This window comes from Anoxybacillus kestanbolensis (assembly GCF_001996285.1).
GTDB lineage: Bacteria > Bacillota > Bacilli > Bacillales > Anoxybacillaceae > Anoxybacillus > Anoxybacillus kestanbolensis_A.
The window spans coordinates 55,980-73,625 of record NZ_MQAD01000008.1 but is presented as its reverse complement, the minus strand read 5'-3'; the positions used below and the strand labels follow the sequence as shown (position 1 = coordinate 73,625).

Annotated in this window: 20 protein-coding genes; all 20 read right to left on the bottom strand. The window is 44.2% G+C overall.

The annotated features are described in order from the left end of the window. Positions 1-127: 127 nt before the first annotated feature. The 20 genes from BO219_RS07390 to uvrA all read right to left on the bottom strand — a co-directional run bounded on the left by BO219_RS07390 (position 128) and on the right by uvrA (position 17,644). Positions 128-586, bottom strand: coding sequence for an NUDIX hydrolase (locus BO219_RS07390; protein WP_077429057.1), 459 nt, complete (start codon positions 584-586; stop codon positions 128-130). A 230-nt stretch (positions 587-816) separates the two neighbouring features. Then, positions 817-1,764, bottom strand: a complete 948-nt coding sequence (trxB, locus tag BO219_RS07385) for a thioredoxin-disulfide reductase (RefSeq protein ID WP_006320194.1) — start codon at positions 1,762-1,764, stop codon at positions 817-819. A gap of 94 nt (positions 1,765-1,858) precedes the next feature. After that, a complete protein-coding gene (locus BO219_RS07380; RefSeq protein ID WP_077429056.1) occupies positions 1,859-3,304 on the bottom strand; it encodes a tetratricopeptide repeat protein in 1,446 nt (481 codons plus the stop codon). 83 nt (positions 3,305-3,387) lie between these two features. Further along, positions 3,388-4,002, bottom strand: coding sequence for a bifunctional phosphoribosyl-AMP cyclohydrolase/phosphoribosyl-ATP diphosphatase HisIE (gene hisIE, locus BO219_RS07375; RefSeq protein ID WP_077429055.1), 615 nt, complete (start codon positions 4,000-4,002; stop codon positions 3,388-3,390). Next, positions 3,999-4,757, bottom strand: coding sequence for an imidazole glycerol phosphate synthase subunit HisF (gene hisF, locus BO219_RS07370; RefSeq protein WP_006320176.1), 759 nt, complete (start codon positions 4,755-4,757; stop codon positions 3,999-4,001). The genes hisIE and hisF overlap by 4 nt, the downstream gene beginning before the upstream one ends. Further along, positions 4,754-5,482, bottom strand: a complete 729-nt coding sequence (gene hisA, locus BO219_RS07365; RefSeq protein ID WP_077429054.1) for a 1-(5-phosphoribosyl)-5-[(5-phosphoribosylamino)methylideneamino]imidazole-4-carboxamide isomerase — start codon at positions 5,480-5,482, stop codon at positions 4,754-4,756. The genes hisF and hisA overlap by 4 nt, the downstream gene beginning before the upstream one ends. Beyond that, a complete protein-coding gene (gene hisH, locus BO219_RS07360) occupies positions 5,482-6,114 on the bottom strand; it encodes an imidazole glycerol phosphate synthase subunit HisH (protein WP_077429053.1) in 633 nt (210 codons plus the stop codon). Before hisH ends, hisA begins: the two co-directional genes overlap by 1 nt. Further along, positions 6,115-6,702, bottom strand: a complete 588-nt coding sequence (gene hisB, locus BO219_RS07355) for an imidazoleglycerol-phosphate dehydratase HisB (RefSeq protein ID WP_035019912.1) — start codon at positions 6,700-6,702, stop codon at positions 6,115-6,117. Then, positions 6,699-7,976 carry a histidinol dehydrogenase gene (gene hisD / locus BO219_RS07350; protein WP_077429052.1) on the bottom strand — a complete coding sequence of 426 codons (1,278 nt, stop codon included), beginning with the start codon at positions 7,974-7,976 and terminating at the stop codon, positions 6,699-6,701. The genes hisB and hisD overlap by 4 nt, the downstream gene beginning before the upstream one ends. Then, complete coding sequence (hisG, locus tag BO219_RS07345) at positions 7,966-8,607, bottom strand: ATP phosphoribosyltransferase (RefSeq protein ID WP_012576030.1); 642 nt, start codon at positions 8,605-8,607, stop codon at positions 7,966-7,968. Before hisG ends, hisD begins: the two co-directional genes overlap by 11 nt. Then, entirely contained in the window at positions 8,601-9,785 is a 1,185-nt protein-coding gene (locus tag BO219_RS07340) for an ATP phosphoribosyltransferase regulatory subunit (RefSeq protein WP_077429051.1), read from the bottom strand. The genes hisG and BO219_RS07340 overlap by 7 nt, the downstream gene beginning before the upstream one ends. Before the next feature lie 152 nt (positions 9,786-9,937). Next, positions 9,938-10,426 (bottom strand): acyltransferase, encoded by a 489-nt coding sequence (locus BO219_RS07335; RefSeq protein WP_077429050.1) that lies wholly within the window; start codon positions 10,424-10,426, stop codon positions 9,938-9,940. Further along, a complete protein-coding gene (gene ppaX / locus BO219_RS07330; protein ID WP_077429049.1) occupies positions 10,423-11,070 on the bottom strand; it encodes a pyrophosphatase PpaX in 648 nt (215 codons plus the stop codon). The genes BO219_RS07335 and ppaX overlap by 4 nt, the downstream gene beginning before the upstream one ends. Beyond that, on the bottom strand, positions 11,060-11,995 hold the full coding sequence (locus BO219_RS07325; protein ID WP_077429048.1) for a nucleoside recognition domain-containing protein: 936 nt from the start codon (positions 11,993-11,995) through the stop codon (positions 11,060-11,062). Before BO219_RS07325 ends, ppaX begins: the two co-directional genes overlap by 11 nt. An 18-nt stretch (positions 11,996-12,013) precedes the next feature. Further along, positions 12,014-12,823, bottom strand: a complete 810-nt coding sequence (lgt, locus tag BO219_RS07320; RefSeq protein ID WP_077429047.1) for a prolipoprotein diacylglyceryl transferase — start codon at positions 12,821-12,823, stop codon at positions 12,014-12,016. A gap of 14 nt (positions 12,824-12,837) precedes the next feature. After that, positions 12,838-13,773, bottom strand: coding sequence for an HPr(Ser) kinase/phosphatase (hprK, locus tag BO219_RS07315; protein ID WP_077429046.1), 936 nt, complete (start codon positions 13,771-13,773; stop codon positions 12,838-12,840). 75 nt (positions 13,774-13,848) lie between these two features. Then, positions 13,849-14,193, bottom strand: coding sequence for a phage holin family protein (locus tag BO219_RS07310; protein WP_077429045.1), 345 nt, complete (start codon positions 14,191-14,193; stop codon positions 13,849-13,851). Next, positions 14,190-14,387 carry a PspC domain-containing protein gene (locus tag BO219_RS07305; protein ID WP_077429044.1) on the bottom strand — a complete coding sequence of 66 codons (198 nt, stop codon included), beginning with the start codon at positions 14,385-14,387 and terminating at the stop codon, positions 14,190-14,192. Before BO219_RS07305 ends, BO219_RS07310 begins: the two co-directional genes overlap by 4 nt. Next, a complete protein-coding gene (locus BO219_RS07300) occupies positions 14,384-14,713 on the bottom strand; it encodes a magnetosome magnetite crystal formation protein family (RefSeq protein ID WP_077429043.1) in 330 nt (109 codons plus the stop codon). Before BO219_RS07300 ends, BO219_RS07305 begins: the two co-directional genes overlap by 4 nt. Positions 14,714-14,791: 78 nt before the next feature. Continuing rightward, a complete protein-coding gene (gene uvrA / locus BO219_RS07295; protein ID WP_077429042.1) occupies positions 14,792-17,644 on the bottom strand; it encodes an excinuclease ABC subunit UvrA in 2,853 nt (950 codons plus the stop codon). Positions 17,645-17,646 lie beyond the last annotated feature (2 nt).

Sequence of the window (17,646 nt, the reverse complement as noted above, 5' to 3'; positions counted from 1 at the left end):
TTTGTACGTGCGAATCATCTTCTCCCAGCCCCTTTTTGACTTTTTTCACATAAAATGATCATCAGATTTTTATAAAATTTTTATAAATATTTATACATTTATCATGAACAGTCAAAAGCCCCTTTCTTCAACTCGGATCTAGTCGGTACGATAACAATTCAAATTCCTCTGTATACGTAAACGTGCCGTACATCATTCCCGTTCCTTTAATGACATAATCAATAATATGATAATCGCCCGGCGCCATCGACAACGTTGGAATCTGTTCAATTGGATGCCAAGCGAGCTCCCCTTCTTCACATTGTACTACGTTTTCGCCATCAAAATGTTCCGCAAAAAACGTAAACATCATCCATTCAGAAACGACTTCTTCTCCTCGCTTCATGACAAACGTAAATACCCCTTTTAATTTGGGGTTTTTCAAATAAATACCTGTTTCTTCACGATATTCTCGCACACAAGCTTCCCGTACTGATTCTCCTTGTTCCATTTTCCCTCCCGGCGCTACCCACCAACCGCGCCGAGGTTTCTTTAACAAAAGAACGTGTCCGTCTTTCACTAATACACAGTTCGTCACTCGTTGCAACGTCCGTTCACCTCAATACTGACTATGTTTTTTTTCATTATACTATTTCTTACAAACGGTCACAAAGTATAAATTTTAAAACGTTTTCATAACCGTAACAAAAAGAAAGCACGGGACGAAAGCCCGTGCCAACAAGTATATATAAAAAGGGGGTCAATTACTTACTTTTATCATACTCTTTTATTGTTTCAAGCGTGTTACAGTTCAATTAAAGCCACATTACGTTTTCATTACTGAATGTTAAGCTTTTCCTTTAATTCTTCTACGTAATGTTGGGCGCTTTGTGCCGCAATACTTCCGTCACCTGTTGCGGTAACAATTTGACGAAGCGACTTTTCACGCACATCCCCTGCTGCAAAAATGCCAGGCACTTTCGTTTCCATTAATTCGTTCGTTTCAATATAGCCGTTTTCGTTCGTAATGCCAAGTGAAGCAAACGGCTTTGTTAGCGGCACCATACCGATGTAAATAAACACGCCATCACACGGGAACTCACGCTCTTCCCCTGTTTGTGTATGAACGAGCGTCACGCTGCCGACACGACCATCTTTTTCGTTAATTTGCTTGACTGTATGATTCCAAATAAAATCAACCTTCTCATTCGCAAACGCTCGTTGCTGTAAAATTTTTTGCGCACGCAACTGGTCGCGACGGTGAACGATCGTCACTTTACTTGCAAAACGTGTTAAATACACACCTTCTTCAACGGCTGAATCCCCTCCACCGACAACGACAAGCTCTTTGCCTTTAAAAAACGCTCCGTCACATACCGCACAATACGAAACGCCGCGTCCCCCCAATTCTTTTTCACCAGGAACGCCAAGCTTTTTATACTCTGCACCTGTCGCAATAATAACGGCACGAGCTTTGTATTGTTGATTGCTTGTGACAACCGTCTTATACGCCTCGCCGTCAATCACTTCTTTTACATCACCGTACGCATATTCAGCACCAAATTTTTTCGCATGTTCAAACATCTTCGTCGCGAGCTCTGGCCCAAGAATATGTTCATACCCTGGATAGTTCTCTACTTCCTCTGTATTTGCCATTTGACCGCCAGGAACCCCGCGTTCAAGCATAAGCGTCGATAAGTTCGCTCGCGATGTGTACACCGCTGCCGTCATCCCTGCTGGACCTGCGCCAATAATAATGACGTCATAAATATTTTCTTGTGACACGTTTCTTCCACCCTTTCTTTATGCATGACTCTCCATTTTATCGTTTCCATATTTCTATCGTAATACAACAAAACAAAAGGGTCTATTAACTTGCTCATTCGTGCCACTTCTGTTTCATAACTTTCACATACTTTCCGATCGTTGCTACTGACACCCCATAACGTTCTGCAAGCATTCGCTGTGTCACACGCTCACCACGACGTTTACGAAACATATATTCAAACGCCGCTGCCCATCCTTCGTGATTAGAAAACGAATCGATTTCCTTTATTGCCTCGATAAAAAAAGAAAACCAAGCAATATATAAAGGCTCGTATTCAAACCCGTTATGTTGAATAAGCAACGTCACGATGCGATGCGCATCGACAACATGCGCGGATGGTTCATGTTCATATCCGTATACGTAGTCGCTCCATTCCTGCAAAAACGGATGAGACCATGATTGTTTTGGAAACGGACAATCGCTTGCTATAAACGATTTGCCTATTAAATATAACGCATACAATGAAGAAGCAATATCTTGTTTTGCAAATAATGACTGAATGTGTTCAATCGTCTGTTCACGATAACGCCACGGCTCGCTTCCTTTTTTATCTGGGTGAAGCGCAATGAACTTTTTCCACATCGACTCCGCTAGCATGCGATATCCCATATGATATGCAGCATATGCGTACCAATAATAAAACGGTGCATCCCCTTCAAAACCGCGGCGTTGTAACTGTCGCAACCATTGAAACGCTAAATCATAGCGTCCGACAATTGCAAACGTCACCCCAAGCTTATAGCGATGCTCAAATGAAATCGGATGTACGCGTTGTAACGACTGAATAAGTGAAAATAGTCGCTCTTGTTCTTGTAAATAATACGAAAACACCGCATCATTGCAAAGAGCATGTAAATTACCTGGATTTTGCTTTAAAATGTATTCGATCGTTTGTTTCGCTTTCCCGACATTCCCTTGATAAAAATAAGCGAGCGCTAAATTGTTGTAAGCCGCCCAATGTTCTGGATGCTCTTTAATCATTTCTTCAAACAAAACAATCGCTTCTTGAAACTCGCCTTTTTCAAGCAGCGTACGAGCCTGTTCTTGCTTCATTAACATATCATCATAATTCAGCCACTCGTCATCTTGTTCAATCGTTAAAATATCTAATAAATCGAGCGTATACTCCGCAAACTCTCCATCCGGTTCGCGTTCCATATACTGCTCCGCATATTTCGTCGCCTCACCAAACAACCCTAAATGAGCATAGTTGTTCGCTAAAAAGTAAAAACATTCCGCTAAATCGTCGTCTTGTTCAATAATGCGTAATAACCATTCGTTCGATTGCGCATATTCCCCCAATTCTGACAATACAATCGCCAATTGGCACGCAAATGTGCTTTGTTCTGGCTCCAGTTGCACCGCCCGTTGCAAATACGCTTTCGCTTTACGTAAATCGCGACGACGATAATATGTGACACCTTTATTAAAAAAGTACGTACCGTCTTGAATAAACGGAATGACTTTCCCGACACGTTTTTGCAAATGTTTTTTCATCGAACCCTCCATGTTGATTTCTTTCACCGAAAGAAAGTATACCACATTTTCGCTTCAGAACAACATGGATGGAGAAAAAAGCGTTACCGATGACGCTCCGCTAATACGGAAAGCACATCATCGAGCGACACACGCTGTTCACGCAACAAAACGAGTAAATGATATAATAAATCTGCCGCTTCCCATCGTAGTTCTTCTTTTGAGCGGTTTTTAGCTGCAATAATGACTTCTGCCGCTTCCTCCCCAACTTTTTTTGCGATCTTATCAATTCCCTTTTCAAATAAATATGTTGTATACGACCCTTCAGGACGTTTTGCCTCACGTTCCGCAATAAGCGACTCTAACACGTTTAAAATCGCGAAACGATTCGGCGTAGCAACTGGCTTTTCATCGTTTAACCGATGATGAAAACAAGAGTATTCCCCTGTGTGGCATGCCGGTCCTTTCGGCTCAACGAGTATAAGAAGGGCATCCGCATCACAGTCATAACGAATATCAACAACTTTTTGTACGTTTCCGGACGTTTCTCCTTTATGCCATAACTGTTGCCGCGAGCGGCTATAAAACCATGTTTCTTTCGTTTCTAACGTCTTTTGCAACGATTGCTCGTTCATATACGCTAACGTCAACACTTCTTTACTGTGTGCATCTTGGACGATCGCCGGCACAAGTCCTTGTTCATTAAATTGAATATTCATCGGACGTTTACCCCCTGTTCACGCACGTACTGTTTCACTTGCTGGACGGACGTTTCTTTATAATGAAAAATCGAGGCGGCTAATGCGGCATCTGCTTGAGCGGTTTGAAACACATCAACAAAATGTTGGGCGCACCCAGCCCCTCCTGATGCAATAACAGGAACAGAAACAGCTTCACTTACTCGTTTCGTCAACGCCAAATCAAAACCGTCTTTTCCACCGTCACGATCCATGCTCGTTAATAAAATTTCTCCTGCTCCACGTTTGACAGCCTCTTTCGCCCATGCAACAACTTCCCAATTCGTTGGACGGCGACCGCCATGCGTATACACGCGCCACGATTGCATCGTTTCATCATATTTAGCATCAATCGCCACGACGATACATTGCGAACCAAAAAAATTCGCTCCTTCTGTAATCAACTCTGGGCGTAATAACGCAGCCGTATTAACCGACACTTTGTCCGCTCCCGCACGCAAAATCGTTTTCATATCTTCTAATGTGCTAATTCCGCCCCCGACCGTAAACGGAATGGCCAGCTGTGCAGCGACACGCTGAACGACGTGTACCATTGTTTTTCGTCCTTCATGTGACGCTGAAATATCTAAAAAAACAAGCTCGTCAGCTCCTTGTTCATCATATGCACGCGCGAGCTCAACCGGATCACCCGCATCGCGCAACGAAACAAATTGCACCCCCTTGACAACACGACCATCTTTCACGTCTAAACAAGGAATAATGCGTTTTGTAATCATTGTTCCACCGCCTTTAACGCTTCAGCAACAGTAAACTGCCCTGTATATAACGCTTTACCAACAATCGCTCCAGCCACTCCTTCATTTTCGAATTGCTTTAAGGCGTGTAAATCATCGAGCGAGCGAATGCCGCCAGAAGCAATAACACGTTTGTTCGTCGCCTGAGCTAGGCGAACAACCGCCTCAATATTTGGACCGGATAACATCCCGTCTGTCGCAATATCGGTAAAAATAAACGTTTCTGCTCCAGCGTCCGCAAGCTGTCTCCCGAGTTCAACCGCTTCGATCGTCGACGTATGTGTCCATCCTTCTGTCGCAACAAATCCGTTTTTTGCATCAATACCGATGACAATGCGTTCACCATACGCGCGAAGCATCGCTTTCACAAACGAAGGATTCGAAATCGCAGCACTTCCTAAAATGACGCGCGATACACCTTGTTCTAAGTAATATGCCACGTCTTCTTCTGTACGAATACCACCGCCAATTTGAACGTTCACCGCAAGCGTTTGTGCCACTTCGACGACGAATGCATCATTCACCCGTCTTCCTTCTTTCGCCCCGTCTAAATCGACCATATGAATCCATGTCGCCCCTTGTGAGACAAACGAACGCGCCATTTCGACTGGCGAATGTCCATATACCGTTTCTTTGTTATAGTCTCCTTGCACGAGACGAACACATTTTCCGTCACGCATGTCGATGGCTGGATAAATCGTAAACATTAGTTTCTCTCCCTTTCTACAAGCCTTGCATAATTTTGCAATAGACGTATGCCGAGTGCCCCACTTTTCTCCGGATGAAATTGTGTCCCGAATATCTTCCCGCGTCCAACGACCGCAGGAACTTCTACATCATATTGCGCACTTGCTAGCAAAACGGTTCGATCATCTGTTTGTACATAATACGAGTGAACAAAATATACATGCCCTCGTTCAACGCCATCAAAAAGCGGAGACGATTGATGGAAAGCAAGCTCGTTCCATCCCATATGCGGCACTTTATATCGTTTTCCTTCTTTTGTCATGCCCGTAAAGCGAACGACACGACCCGGGAGCAACTTTAGCCCAGCCGTCAAACCGTTTTCTTCGCTTTCTTCAAACAACAACTGCATGCCTAAACAAATGCCAAGAAGCGGCTTTCCTGCTGCAACTTGTTCGTGGATAAACGAGTCCAGCTTCGTTTCCGTTAACATGTGCATCGCATCTTTAAATGAACCAACACCAGGCAAAATGAAACCATCTGCTTGACTCAACTTGTTTTGATCGCTTTCAACAATATACGGGACGTTTAACCGTTCTAACGCTTTGCTGACGCTATATAAATTGCCCATGCCATAATCAATAATGCCGATCATTTACAACATTCCCTTCGTTGACGGTACAGATTTGACGCGTGGATCGATCATTGTTGCCTCATCAAGTGCACGCGCAAGTGCTTTAAACACCGCCTCAATCATATGATGTGTATTGCGCCCATAATGAACGATGACATGCACATTCATTCGCGCTTCTAATGCTAATTTCCATAAAAATTCATGTACGAGCTCGACATCAAACGTCCCTACTTTTTGGCTCGGAAACTCCCCACGAAACTCAAGATGCGGGCGATTGCTCACATCGATGACGACTTGCGCAAGCGCATCATCCATCGGAACGAACGCATTTCCGTATCGTCTAATTCCTTTTTTATCACCAAGTGCTTGGCGAATTGCTTGTCCTAAACAAATGCCGATATCTTCTGTCGTATGATGGTCGTCAATATGTGTATCCCCTTTGGCGTGAACGGACAAATTAAAATGCCCATGCTTGGTGAATAAATCAAGCATATGTGTTAAAAACGGCACACCTGTTTCCAACTCCGCTTTTCCTTCTCCGTCCACCGCAAACGTAAGCTCAATTTGTGTTTCACTTGTCGCTCGTTGAATGGTTGCTGTTCGCATTATTTTCCTCCCCTTTTTAACCGTTCCTCTACTGCTCGTGCATGTGCTTCAAGCCCTTCTAGTCGTGCAAACGCCGCAATTTTTGTCGCATGTTGTTGCCAAGCTTGCTCGCTATAAAAAATGATGCTTGATTTTTTCATAAATGCCTCAACTGTTAGCCCAGACGAAAAACGAGCGGTCCCATTTGTCGGCAACACATGATTCGTTCCTGCAAAATAATCTCCTACCGGTTCAGAACTGTACGGGCCTAAAAAGATCGCTCCTGCATGTCGAATGTCACCTAATATTTCAAACGGCTCTGCCGTCATCACTTCTAAATGTTCAGGCGCTAATTCGTTCACGACATCAATCGCCTGTTTCATCGTATCAGTTACGTAAATGGCGCCATATTCATTGATCGCTTTTTGGGCAATTTCTTTTCTTGGAAGGGTAACAAGCTGTTTTTCCACCTCTTCCTCTACTTTTAAAGCGAGTTGTAAAGACGGTGTCACCAATATACTTACCGCCCGCTCATCATGTTCTGCTTGCGATAATAAATCGGCGGCAATTTCGTTCGGTTTGGCTGTTTCATCAGCGAGCACGACAATTTCACTCGGTCCCGCAATCATATCAATATCGACTTGACCGAACACTTCCCTTTTGGCAAGTGCGACGTAAATGTTTCCAGGCCCAAAAATTTTATCGACCGGCTCGATCGTTTCCGTACCGTATGCTAATGCAGCGATCGCTTGAGCACCGCCTACTTTATATATTTCTTGCACACCGAGTTCACACGCCGCAACAAGCACCGCCGCTGGCAACGTGCCTCGTTCATTTGGTGGAGAAACGATGACGATGCGTTTCACTCCAGCCACTTGTGCAGGGATGACATTCATAAGCACCGAAGACGGATAAGCCGCTGTCCCACCCGGCACATACAACCCGACTGCATCAAGCGGGGTAACTTTTTGTCCGAGAATCGTTCCATCGTCACGCGTCATAAACCATGATGTCTCACGTTGACGTTCGTGATATTCGCGAATGTTTTGTGCCGCCTCGCGAATAATTTGAACGATGTTTTCATCCACAAGCCAATACGCCTCTTCAATTTCTTCTTGTGTAACAGCAAGCGTATGAGGTGAAATGCCGCCAAACATTTCCGTATACTTTTTTAACGCCGCATCCCCATTGTTGCGTACGTCATCAATGATTCGCTTTACCGCTTGTCGTTGCTCTTCCGTCCCATTTTCAATCGTCCGTCGAAGCGATACAACTCCTTGTACACGTTCAATTTTCATCATTTTCCCCCACTTTCTCGATCGCGTACGTTAAACGATCAACCATTCGTTCAATCGCCCGATCTTGCATGCGATAACTCACTGGATTGACAATAAAACGCGATGTCACATCAACAATTCGTTCGAGCTCAACAAGCCCATTTTCTTTTAACGTTCGCCCTGTCGAAACAATGTCGACAATTCGTTCCGCTAAACCGATAAGCGGTGCTAATTCAACAGACCCATTTAGTTTAATAATTTCTACTTGCTCCCCTTGTTCGCGAAAATAGGTCGATGCAATATTTGGATATTTTGTCGCCACCCTTGGCGCAATCGGATGAACGTGCGTATTCGGAAGTCCTGCCACCGCCAAATAGCAAGGGCTAATGCGCAAATCTAACATTTCATACACATCGCGCTCTTCTTCAAGGAGCACATCTTTACCGGCAATGCCAACATCAGCAACTCCATGTTCAACATATGTGACAACATCCATCGGCTTCGCCAAAATGAAACGCAGTTGCTCACTTGGCACGTCAATCATTAGTTTTCGAGAATGTTCCAAATCATCGGGAATGTCATAACCTGCTTGTTTTAACAAAGCAAGCGCCTCTGAAAAAATACGACCTTTTGGCATCGCAACCGTCAGCATGATTGTTCATCCTTTCCGCGTTTCCCTAATACGTACTCTACATCGTCAAATGATGCAGTAAATTGATCCATATCTCCTACACCAGCAACGTGTTGCAATACAACTTTTTCCCCTTTTTTTCTCATTTCCGCAGCTTTCGCATACGCCTCCGCAAAACGTTCTTGACTAAAAATAATGCACGTCGTCTTTTCTCTACGGTGTTGCTCACCAATCGCCTCCATTAAACGATCTAAACGGACGCTAAACCCTGTCGCAGGCGATGGACGATGGAATTTTCCTAACAATTCATCATATCGACCGCCATTTCCGAGTAAAAACCCAATGTTTTTTGCGTACACTTCAAAAAGAACGCCAGTATAGTAACTCATATGGCTCACTAAGCTCATGTCTAATTTCACCATGTCGGTGACGCCATATTGTTTTACATGCATCCATAATTGCTCTAGTTCCTCGACTGCCCGTCGCTCCTCCTCTGTTGTTGCGAATGCTTTTGCTTCCGCAACGACTTCCTCTCCTCCTCTTAGCGTTAAGAGTCGTAAAAGGCGATCACGATCAATCGAGGAAAGCGGCAACGATTTGACGTGTTCGCGATAACCAACATAATTTTTTTCATATAAAAAGCGACGCAACGTTTCTACTCGTTGTTCGTGGCGCAAAATATCAAAAAACAACGCATCCACATAACCAATATGTCCGATTGTCACCGTAAAGTCGCGCAATCCTGCTCGCTTTAAAGCAAAAATCATTAAACTGATCACTTCTGCATCAGCATACATCGTACCATCACCAATATATTCCACTCCCACTTGCTCAAACTCTGCCGGTCTCCCGCCTTCACGCTGCTGAGCACGAAACACATTTGCTGCATACGCTAAACGAAGCGGACACCCTTCTTTATATAATTTCGATGCCGCTAAACGCGCAATGGGCGCGGTCATATCTGGGCGCAACACGAGCGTATGTCCTTCCCGATCAAGCAATTTAAATAATTGCTGATCTAAAATGGCAGAAGCAGCTCCAACCGTTTCGTCATATTCTAACGTCGGCGTTTCAATAAACGAATACCCCCACATTTCCATTTCTGCCATCATCGCTTCCCGCAACGCTCGTTTTGTTTTGTATACATCTGGCAACGTATCTCGCATGCCAAGCGGTTTCTCAAACATAAATACTCTCATTTTTGTCCCGTCCTTCTTTTACTTTAGTTCGCTAATATATTAGCAAAGTAAAGTTTGTTATTTGTAGTTTACTCCCCATTTTTCATTTCGTCAACTACAAACTCATTCGATTTTTTTCGACTTCATTCCTTTTTATTCATAAAAAAAACGCCTTAGCGTTCGCTAAGACGAATGATTTGCATCGGATTGCCGCCGACAAATGCACCAGCTGGTACATCACGATGCACGAGCGTACCTGCGGAAACAACAGCACGATCCCCGATCGTCACCCCCGGCAAAATCGTTGAATTGGCTCCAATCATAACGTCGTTTCCAATAATGACATCCCCAAGCCGATATTCGTTCACTAAATATTCATGTGCTAAAATGGTCGTATTGTAGCCAATAATCGTGTTGTTACCGATGTGAATTTTTTCCGGAAACAAAATATCTGGCATCACCATAAACGCAAGTGCTGTATGCTGACCAATGTCCATCCGTAAAAACGTGCGATATAGCCAGTTTTTCAACGGAAAAAAGGGAGTATAGCGCCCGATCAAAATGACGATGACATTTTTCAATACTTTCCAAAACGAAACGGTTCGATATAGTTGCCACAAAGAGTTCGTTCCGGTTACAACATAGCGTTCGGTTTTTCTCAACGCGATGTCACCCCTAAAATGCTTAATAAATCGCTCATTTTTTCAAGCATAAAGTCTGGTTCGTATGTAGCTAAATGTTCGCGCCCTTTGATCGTCCAAGCAACTCCCGCCGTTTTCGTTCCCGCATGCTTTCCTGCTAAAATGTCATGGTGGTTATCGCCGACCATTAACGTTTCTTCCGGTTTTGCCTGTAAACAAGCGAGCGCCTTTTCAATCGGCTCCGGATGCGGTTTTGCATGCTCGACGTCATCAAGCGTAATCACACATTCGAAAAACGAGTCTAACTTTGTTAACTTCAATCCCATATTGACCGTATGGCGAATTTTTGTTGTGACAATGCCAAGTTTAAAACCTTTTTCATGTAGCGTTTGTACAGTATCATATACCGTTTCGTATTCTTTCACTAACGCATCGTGATGTGCATGATTAAACGCCCGATACGTTTCAATCATTTCATCAACGCGCTCTGGATCAATCGCTTCAAACGTATCACGCAATGGCGGGCCAATAAAGGCGAGCACATCTTCGCGCGTATATTGATTTGGATAATAATGATTGAGCGTATGCAAAAATGATTCAATAATTAAATCGTTCGTATTAATGAGCGTTCCGTCTAAGTCAAATAAAATCGTGTTAATATTCATACGTCGCTTCCTTTCTTTTTCGTTGTTCCATTCGATTCCAAATAAAACTTAACGTAGCTGTAAGCAAAATTGCCGTTGTTAGCCGAATGACTAAAAGCGGCCATACAGGAATTCCAAGCGGCACGAACAATAACGTATCTTCTACTACCGCATGGCACGCCACTAAAAATAAAAACGTCAACGTTAAATCTTTTTTAGATACCCCGTCTTCTTTCACCGCTTGAATCATAACACCAGCCCCGTAAGCAAGACCGAACAATAAGCCTGCTGCCATCGTAAGCGACGCGTTTTCGCGAATGCCAAGCATTCGTGTAAATGGAGACAACCATGTAGAAAACGTATCTAGCCACTTTAATTCTTTTAACACTTGAATCGCAATCATAAGCGGAATAATAATGAGCGCTAACTGCCCAATACCATATATCGCCTTTTCGATCCCTGTCCAAACGATTTCTCCCCACGTATGCGGCGTTGTCGAAGATTGCGGCATAAAGCCGTACTTCGCCATTTGTTCTCCGCCATCCCATAACACATGAATAAGCCAAGCGGACGTAAACGCTAAACCGACGCGCACAGCAACCGTCCACCATACACGAACGCCTACTTGGGCGGCAACAGCCGACTCAACGAGCATATTGTGCGAAAACGACAACATGACCGCTAAAATAAACACTTCTTTCACCGTCAAATCCATCGTTAACATCGCACCAATGCCTGCGTATAAATTTAAAAAATTGCCGAGCACTAAAACGACCGCAGCATCGCCCGGCAAACCGATCCAACGCATCATCGGCGTTAACACATTTGTCACCCACGGCAAAACGGGGGAGTATTGTAAAAGCGTCACAATAACCGTAATCGGAAAAATCACTTTTCCGAGCGTCCATGTCGTTTTTAACCCAACAAACAAACCCCTTTGGAGCATCTCGCTCTCCCCCTTCGTTTAATCGTTATACCGCTCATTCGCTAAACCGCGCATGCGACGCAAAACAATCATCATGACCGCAAACACGATAAGCAAAGCCGAGATAAACTGCGCCATGCGAATCGTTTCTGTTAACATTAAACTATCTGTTCGCAATCCTTCAATGAAAAAGCGCCCAATCGAATACCAAATCACGTACGTGAAAAATAATTCCCCTCGTCGCAAATTTCTTCTCCGCAACGCAAGCAAAACGAGAAACCCAAGCACATTCCATAACGATTCGTATAAAAACGTCGGATGGTAATATTGCCCTTGTATGTACATTTGATTAATAATCCAATCTGGCAAATGTAAGCTTTCTAAAAACGCACGCGATACAGGTCCGCCGTGCGCTTCTTGGTTCATAAAATTGCCCCAACGACCTATCGCTTGCCCTAAAATAATACTCGGTGCCGCAATATCCGCTAGTTTCCAAAACGACAGTTGGCGTTTTTTCGCGAAAATGATACCTGTCACAATAGCACCAATTAAACCACCATGAATTGCCAATCCACCATGCCAAATTTGTGGAATTTCGCTTATATGTTGCGAATAATAGTCCCATTGAAAAATAACGTAATACGCCCGTGCACATACAATCGCAATCGGCACAGCAATTAACACAAGATCAACAAATGTTTCTTTTCGTATCCCTAACCGCTCGCTTTCTCGTGTCGCGAGCCAAAGACCAAGCAAGACGCCTGTCGCAATAATGACACCGTACCAATAAATTGTAATTGGTCCGAGTTGAAGAAAAACGCGATCAAGCGGTTGAATATGCAACAACATCAACACTCATCCTCTCATTCATAATCGTGCTCCGCATCGCCAATCGCATCCGCCAACCGCGCAGAAAATTCTTCCGCTGCATTGACACCCATGCGCTTTAAGCGGAAATTCATCGCTGCGACTTCGATAATGACCGCTAAATTTCGCCCTGGACGAACAGGAATCGTCAATTTCGTCACTTCCGTATCAATAATTTTTACCTTTTCTTCTTCCAAACCGAGACGATCGTACTGTTTGTTTGGATCCCATAACTCTAAATCAATGACAAGCGAAATACGCTTATGTGGACGCACCGACCCTGCCCCAAATAACGTCATAACGTTAATAATGCCGAGCCCACGAATTTCAAGCAAATGTTCAATGAGCTCCGGTGCGCTACCAATAAGCAAATTTTCATCCTCTTGGCGAATTTCGACACAATCATCTGCCACGAGACGATGTCCGCGCTTCACGAGCTCAAGCGCCGTCTCGCTTTTTCCGACCCCGCTTTTTCCTGTAATAAGTACACCAACGCCGTACACATCAACGAGCACGCCGTGCACAGCTGTCGTCGGTGCGAGTTTACTTTCTAAATAGTTTGTCAGGCGGCTAGCCAATCGCGTCGTTTTCATCGTTGAACGCATGACAGGCACTTCCCTTTTTTCCGATGCTTCGATAAGCTCCTTTGGTACGTCTAGTCCACGTGAAACGATAATCGCAGGTGTAATATCCGTACATAACTTTTCCATACGCAACCGTTTTTCTACGGGCGTTAATCGTTCGAAAAAAGATAGTTCAGTCATACCAAGCAACTGTATACGCTCAGCAGGATAATATGCAAAATAACCGGCCATTTCAATGCCCGGACGGGATAAATCACTCGTTGTAATCGGGCGATGAATCCCCTCTGCCCCGCTTACAAGTTCAAATTGAAACTCATCAATTAAATCTTTTGTCCGTACTTTTGGCACATGAACCCCCTCCTTTTTTCTCATTGTAACACTTTCCCGTCAAAATAAAAACGCTCACGCACGAAGCGGAACGTTTTACTTTTCTTTTCGTACTGACTCAATGAGTAAATGAAAAAGTGAGATCGCAAGCGACGCAAATAACGCGTTGCTAAAGCCGCCAATGTCAAACGAACTGCCCATGAGCGAAGCTGTCATTGCTAGCGTCATTGCGTTAATGATGAATAAAAACAACCCGAACGTCAATACGGTCACAGGAAGCGTCAGTAAAATAAGTAATGGGCGAACGAACGTATTGAGAAAAGACAAAAGAACGCTTGCAACGAGCGCGGCACCAACACTTGATAAATAAATCGAATCAAAATACCCAGCTAACGCTAATAATAAAACAGCGTTAATCACTATATGTGCTAGCCATCTCATATGACGTTCTCCTCACTCGGAACAATAAATACCGCAAGCGCGTATAAAAGCGCAAACGGCATAATGCCGGTAATTAATAATAGCGCGACAAACAATAAACGTACAACCGTAGCGTCCATATTCATATAAGCGGCTAATCCGCTTAACACACCTGCAATCATGCGATCATGACGAAGCCTAACAAGCTTTTTCATTCATACATCCCTCCCGATTCTTGCAATACTTGAATTCCTTTAATAATATTCCAAACAATAACGACAACATGTACAATGCCACCGATCACAATGCCGATAAACGGAAGACCGATCCATCCGTCTACTCCTGCGATGGCAAACAACATAAACAACCCACCAGTCGTAACGACAATCGCAATAGGGATGAGATGAGATAAAAACGATTTTTTCGCATGTTCTTTCACTCGTTCATGTTTCGTGACAAAATAAACGATAATCGGAAATAAAAACGGGGCAAAAAATACGCTGAAATAACATAACGCCGCAAGCAATTTATTTCCTTCCATTCACATCATCTCCTTTTTTCTTTACTTATACATACGATTGTCGGAAAGGAAAGTTTCGTATAAAAAAAGCCGAGCGCATTATACGCTCGGTATACGTTGACGCATGCGTTCGCGATCGCGTGCCAAAATTGGTTGCAAATACTTCCCAGTATACGATCGCTCAACTTGCGCTACTTCTTCTGGCGTACCTACCGCAACGATTTGTCCACCCCCATCGCCGCCTTCTGGTCCAAGATCAATAATATAGTCTGCCGTTTTAATAACATCTAAGTTATGCTCGATGACAAGCACCGTATCTCCTTGTTCGACAAGCCGTTGCAGAACATGTAATAAACGGGCAATATCATCCACATGCAAACCTGTTGTCGGCTCATCTAAAATGTATAACGTTCTTCCTGTCGAACGACGATGCAATTCGGACGCTAATTTCACCCGCTGCGCTTCACCCCCGGAAAGCGTTGTAGCCGGTTGGCCGAGCTGCATATAACCGAGGCCGACATCGTATAACGTTTGCAATTTCCGTTTAATTTTCGGGATGTTTTCAAAAAACGTCAGCGCTTCTTCTACTGTCATATCGAGCACTTCAGCGATATTTTTATCTTTATATTTTACCTCTAGCGTTTCGCGATTATATCGTTTACCGTGACATACTTCACATGGCACGTATACGTCCGGCAAAAAGTGCATTTCGATTTTAATAATCCCATCGCCACGACATGCTTCACAGCGACCGCCTTTCACATTAAAACTAAACCGTCCTTTTTGATATCCACGCATTTTCGCTTCATTTGTCGTTGCGAATAGATCACGAATATCATCAAAAACGCCCGTATATGTCGCCGGATTGGAGCGCGGTGTTCGGCCGATTGGCGACTGGTCGATATCAATCACTTTATCTAAATAGTGAATGCCACGAATGTCCGTATGCTCTCCCGGTTTTACTTTTGCATGATGTAACTTTTGCGCTAACGCTTTATGCAAAATTTCATTAATGAGCGTACTTTTTCCCGAACCGGATACCCCCGTCACCGCAACAAACAACCCGAGAGGAATGCGAACATCGACGTTTTTTAAGTTGTTTTCCCGAGCTCCAACGACTTCAAGCCAACGACCATCTGGCGTTCTTCGTTCAATCGGGAGCGGAATAAACTTTTTCCCTGATAAATATTGACCGGTTAATGAATGTGGATCGTTCATCACTTGTTCAGGTGTGCCTGCGGATACTACTTGTCCGCCGTGCGCCCCTGCTCCCGGTCCGATGTCAATTAAATAATCTGCCGCAAGCATCGTATCTTCATCGTGCTCGACGACAATGAGCGTATTTCCTAAATCACGCATGTTTTGTAACGTCGCAATTAACCGATCGTTATCACGCTGATGAAGTCCGATTGACGGTTCGTCTAACACGTATAATACACCTGTTAACCGCGATCCGATTTGCGTCGCTAATCGAATACGTTGCGCTTCTCCGCCTGACAATGTCCCTGCCGCGCGGTTTAACGTTAAATAATCGAGCCCAACATTTTTTAAAAAGCCAAGTCGCTCAACAATTTCACGTAAAATGAGATGAGCGATTTTTTGTTCTTTTTCCGTTAGCTGAAGCGTTTCAAAAAACGTCAGCGCTTCGTTCACCGACATCGCCGTCACTTCACCGATATGTTTGCCGCCAACGAAAACCGCTAAACTTTCTTTTTTCAATCGGTTGCCATGACACGTCGGACAAGGCTGTTCGGTCATATATTTTTCCATTTGTTCACGCACGTAATCGGACGTCGTTTCACGATAGCGGCGTTCAACGTTGCGCACGACACCTTCAAATTCCACATACGTTTCGCGCACATGACCGAAGTCGTTTTCATAGCGAAAATATATTTTTTCTCCATTTGATCCGTACAATAAAAGATCGAGCTGTTGTTTTGGCAATTGCTTCACAGGCACGTCCATATCGATGCCGTAATGACGGCATACCGTCTCTAACAGTTGTGGATAATATTGCGAGCTTTGCGGCTCCCATGGCGCGAGCGCATGCTCACGAAGCGTCAACTCTTTATTTGGAATGACTAAATCGAGATCGACTTCCAGTTTTGCTCCTAATCCGTCGCACGATGGACACGCACCGTACGGGCTGTTAAACGAAAATAAACGCGGCTCTAGTTCACCGATTGAAAAACCGCAGTGCGGACAAGCGTGATGTTCACTAAATAACAACTCTTCTTGTCCGATGACATCGACGAGCACTTTACCGTCCGCAAGCTTCAACGCCGCTTCAAGCGAATCAGCCAGGCGCGACTGAATACCTTCTTTCATGATGATGCGGTCGATGACCACTTCAATCGAATGCTTCTTATTTTTTTCAAGTATGATGTCTTCTGATACATCGCGCAATTCCCCATCAACTCGGACGCGCACATATCCTTGTTTTTTAATCTCCTCTAACGTCTTTACATGTGTCCCTTTTCGGCCAGAGACGATGGGCGCTAAAATTTGCATTTTCGTCCGCTCTGGATATTGCATCAGGCGGTCAACCATTTGTTCAATTGTTTGCGACGTAATTTCGATGCCGTGTGTTGGACAAACAGGGCGACCGATGCGTGCAAACAGTAAGCGCAAGTAATCGTAAATTTCTGTGACTGTTCCAACTGTTGATCGTGGGTTGCGGCTTGTCGTTTTTTGATCAATTGAAATGGCAGGTGACAAACCTTCAATCGAATCGACATCCGGTTTATCCATTTGCCCTAAAAATTGACGGGCGTATGCCGACAACGATTCGACATATCGCCGCTGTCCTTCTGCATAAATCGTATCAAATGCAAGCGATGATTTGCCTGATCCAGACAATCCCGTCAACACGACGAGCTTGTTGCGCGGAATGACGACATCAATATTTTTTAAATTGTGTGCACGCGCTCCTTTGACGATAATGTGATCCATAC

Coding starts and splice junctions, on each gene's coding strand:
- BO219_RS07380 (WP_077429056.1), bottom strand. CDS start 3,304: ATGAAAAAACATTTGCAAAAACGTGTCGGGAAAGTCATTCCGTTTATT.
- hisIE (WP_077429055.1), bottom strand. CDS start 4,002: ATGAATATTCAATTTAATGAACAAGGACTTGTGCCGGCGATCGTCCAA.
- hisF (WP_006320176.1), bottom strand. CDS start 4,757: ATGATTACAAAACGCATTATTCCTTGTTTAGACGTGAAAGATGGTCGT.
- hisA (WP_077429054.1), bottom strand. CDS start 5,482: ATGTTTACGATTTATCCAGCCATCGACATGCGTGACGGAAAATGTGTT.
- hisH (WP_077429053.1), bottom strand. CDS start 6,114: ATGATCGGCATTATTGATTATGGCATGGGCAATTTATATAGCGTCAGC.
- hisD (WP_077429052.1), bottom strand. CDS start 7,976: ATGAAAATTGAACGTGTACAAGGAGTTGTATCGCTTCGACGGACGATT.
- hisG (WP_012576030.1), bottom strand. CDS start 8,607: ATGCTGACGGTTGCGATGCCAAAAGGTCGTATTTTTTCAGAGGCGCTT.
- BO219_RS07340 (WP_077429051.1), bottom strand. CDS start 9,785: ATGAGAGTATTTATGTTTGAGAAACCGCTTGGCATGCGAGATACGTTG.
- ppaX (WP_077429049.1), bottom strand. CDS start 11,070: ATGAATATTAACACGATTTTATTTGACTTAGACGGAACGCTCATTAAT.
- BO219_RS07325 (WP_077429048.1), bottom strand. CDS start 11,995: ATGCTCCAAAGGGGTTTGTTTGTTGGGTTAAAAACGACATGGACGCTC.
- lgt (WP_077429047.1), bottom strand. CDS start 12,823: ATGTTGTTGCATATTCAACCGCTTGATCGCGTTTTTCTTCAACTCGGA.
- BO219_RS07310 (WP_077429045.1), bottom strand. CDS start 14,193: ATGAGATGGCTAGCACATATAGTGATTAACGCTGTTTTATTATTAGCG.
- BO219_RS07305 (WP_077429044.1), bottom strand. CDS start 14,387: ATGAAAAAGCTTGTTAGGCTTCGTCATGATCGCATGATTGCAGGTGTG.
- BO219_RS07300 (WP_077429043.1), bottom strand. CDS start 14,713: ATGGAAGGAAATAAATTGCTTGCGGCGTTATGTTATTTCAGCGTATTT.
- uvrA (WP_077429042.1), bottom strand. CDS start 17,644: ATGGATCACATTATCGTCAAAGGAGCGCGTGCACACAATTTAAAAAAT.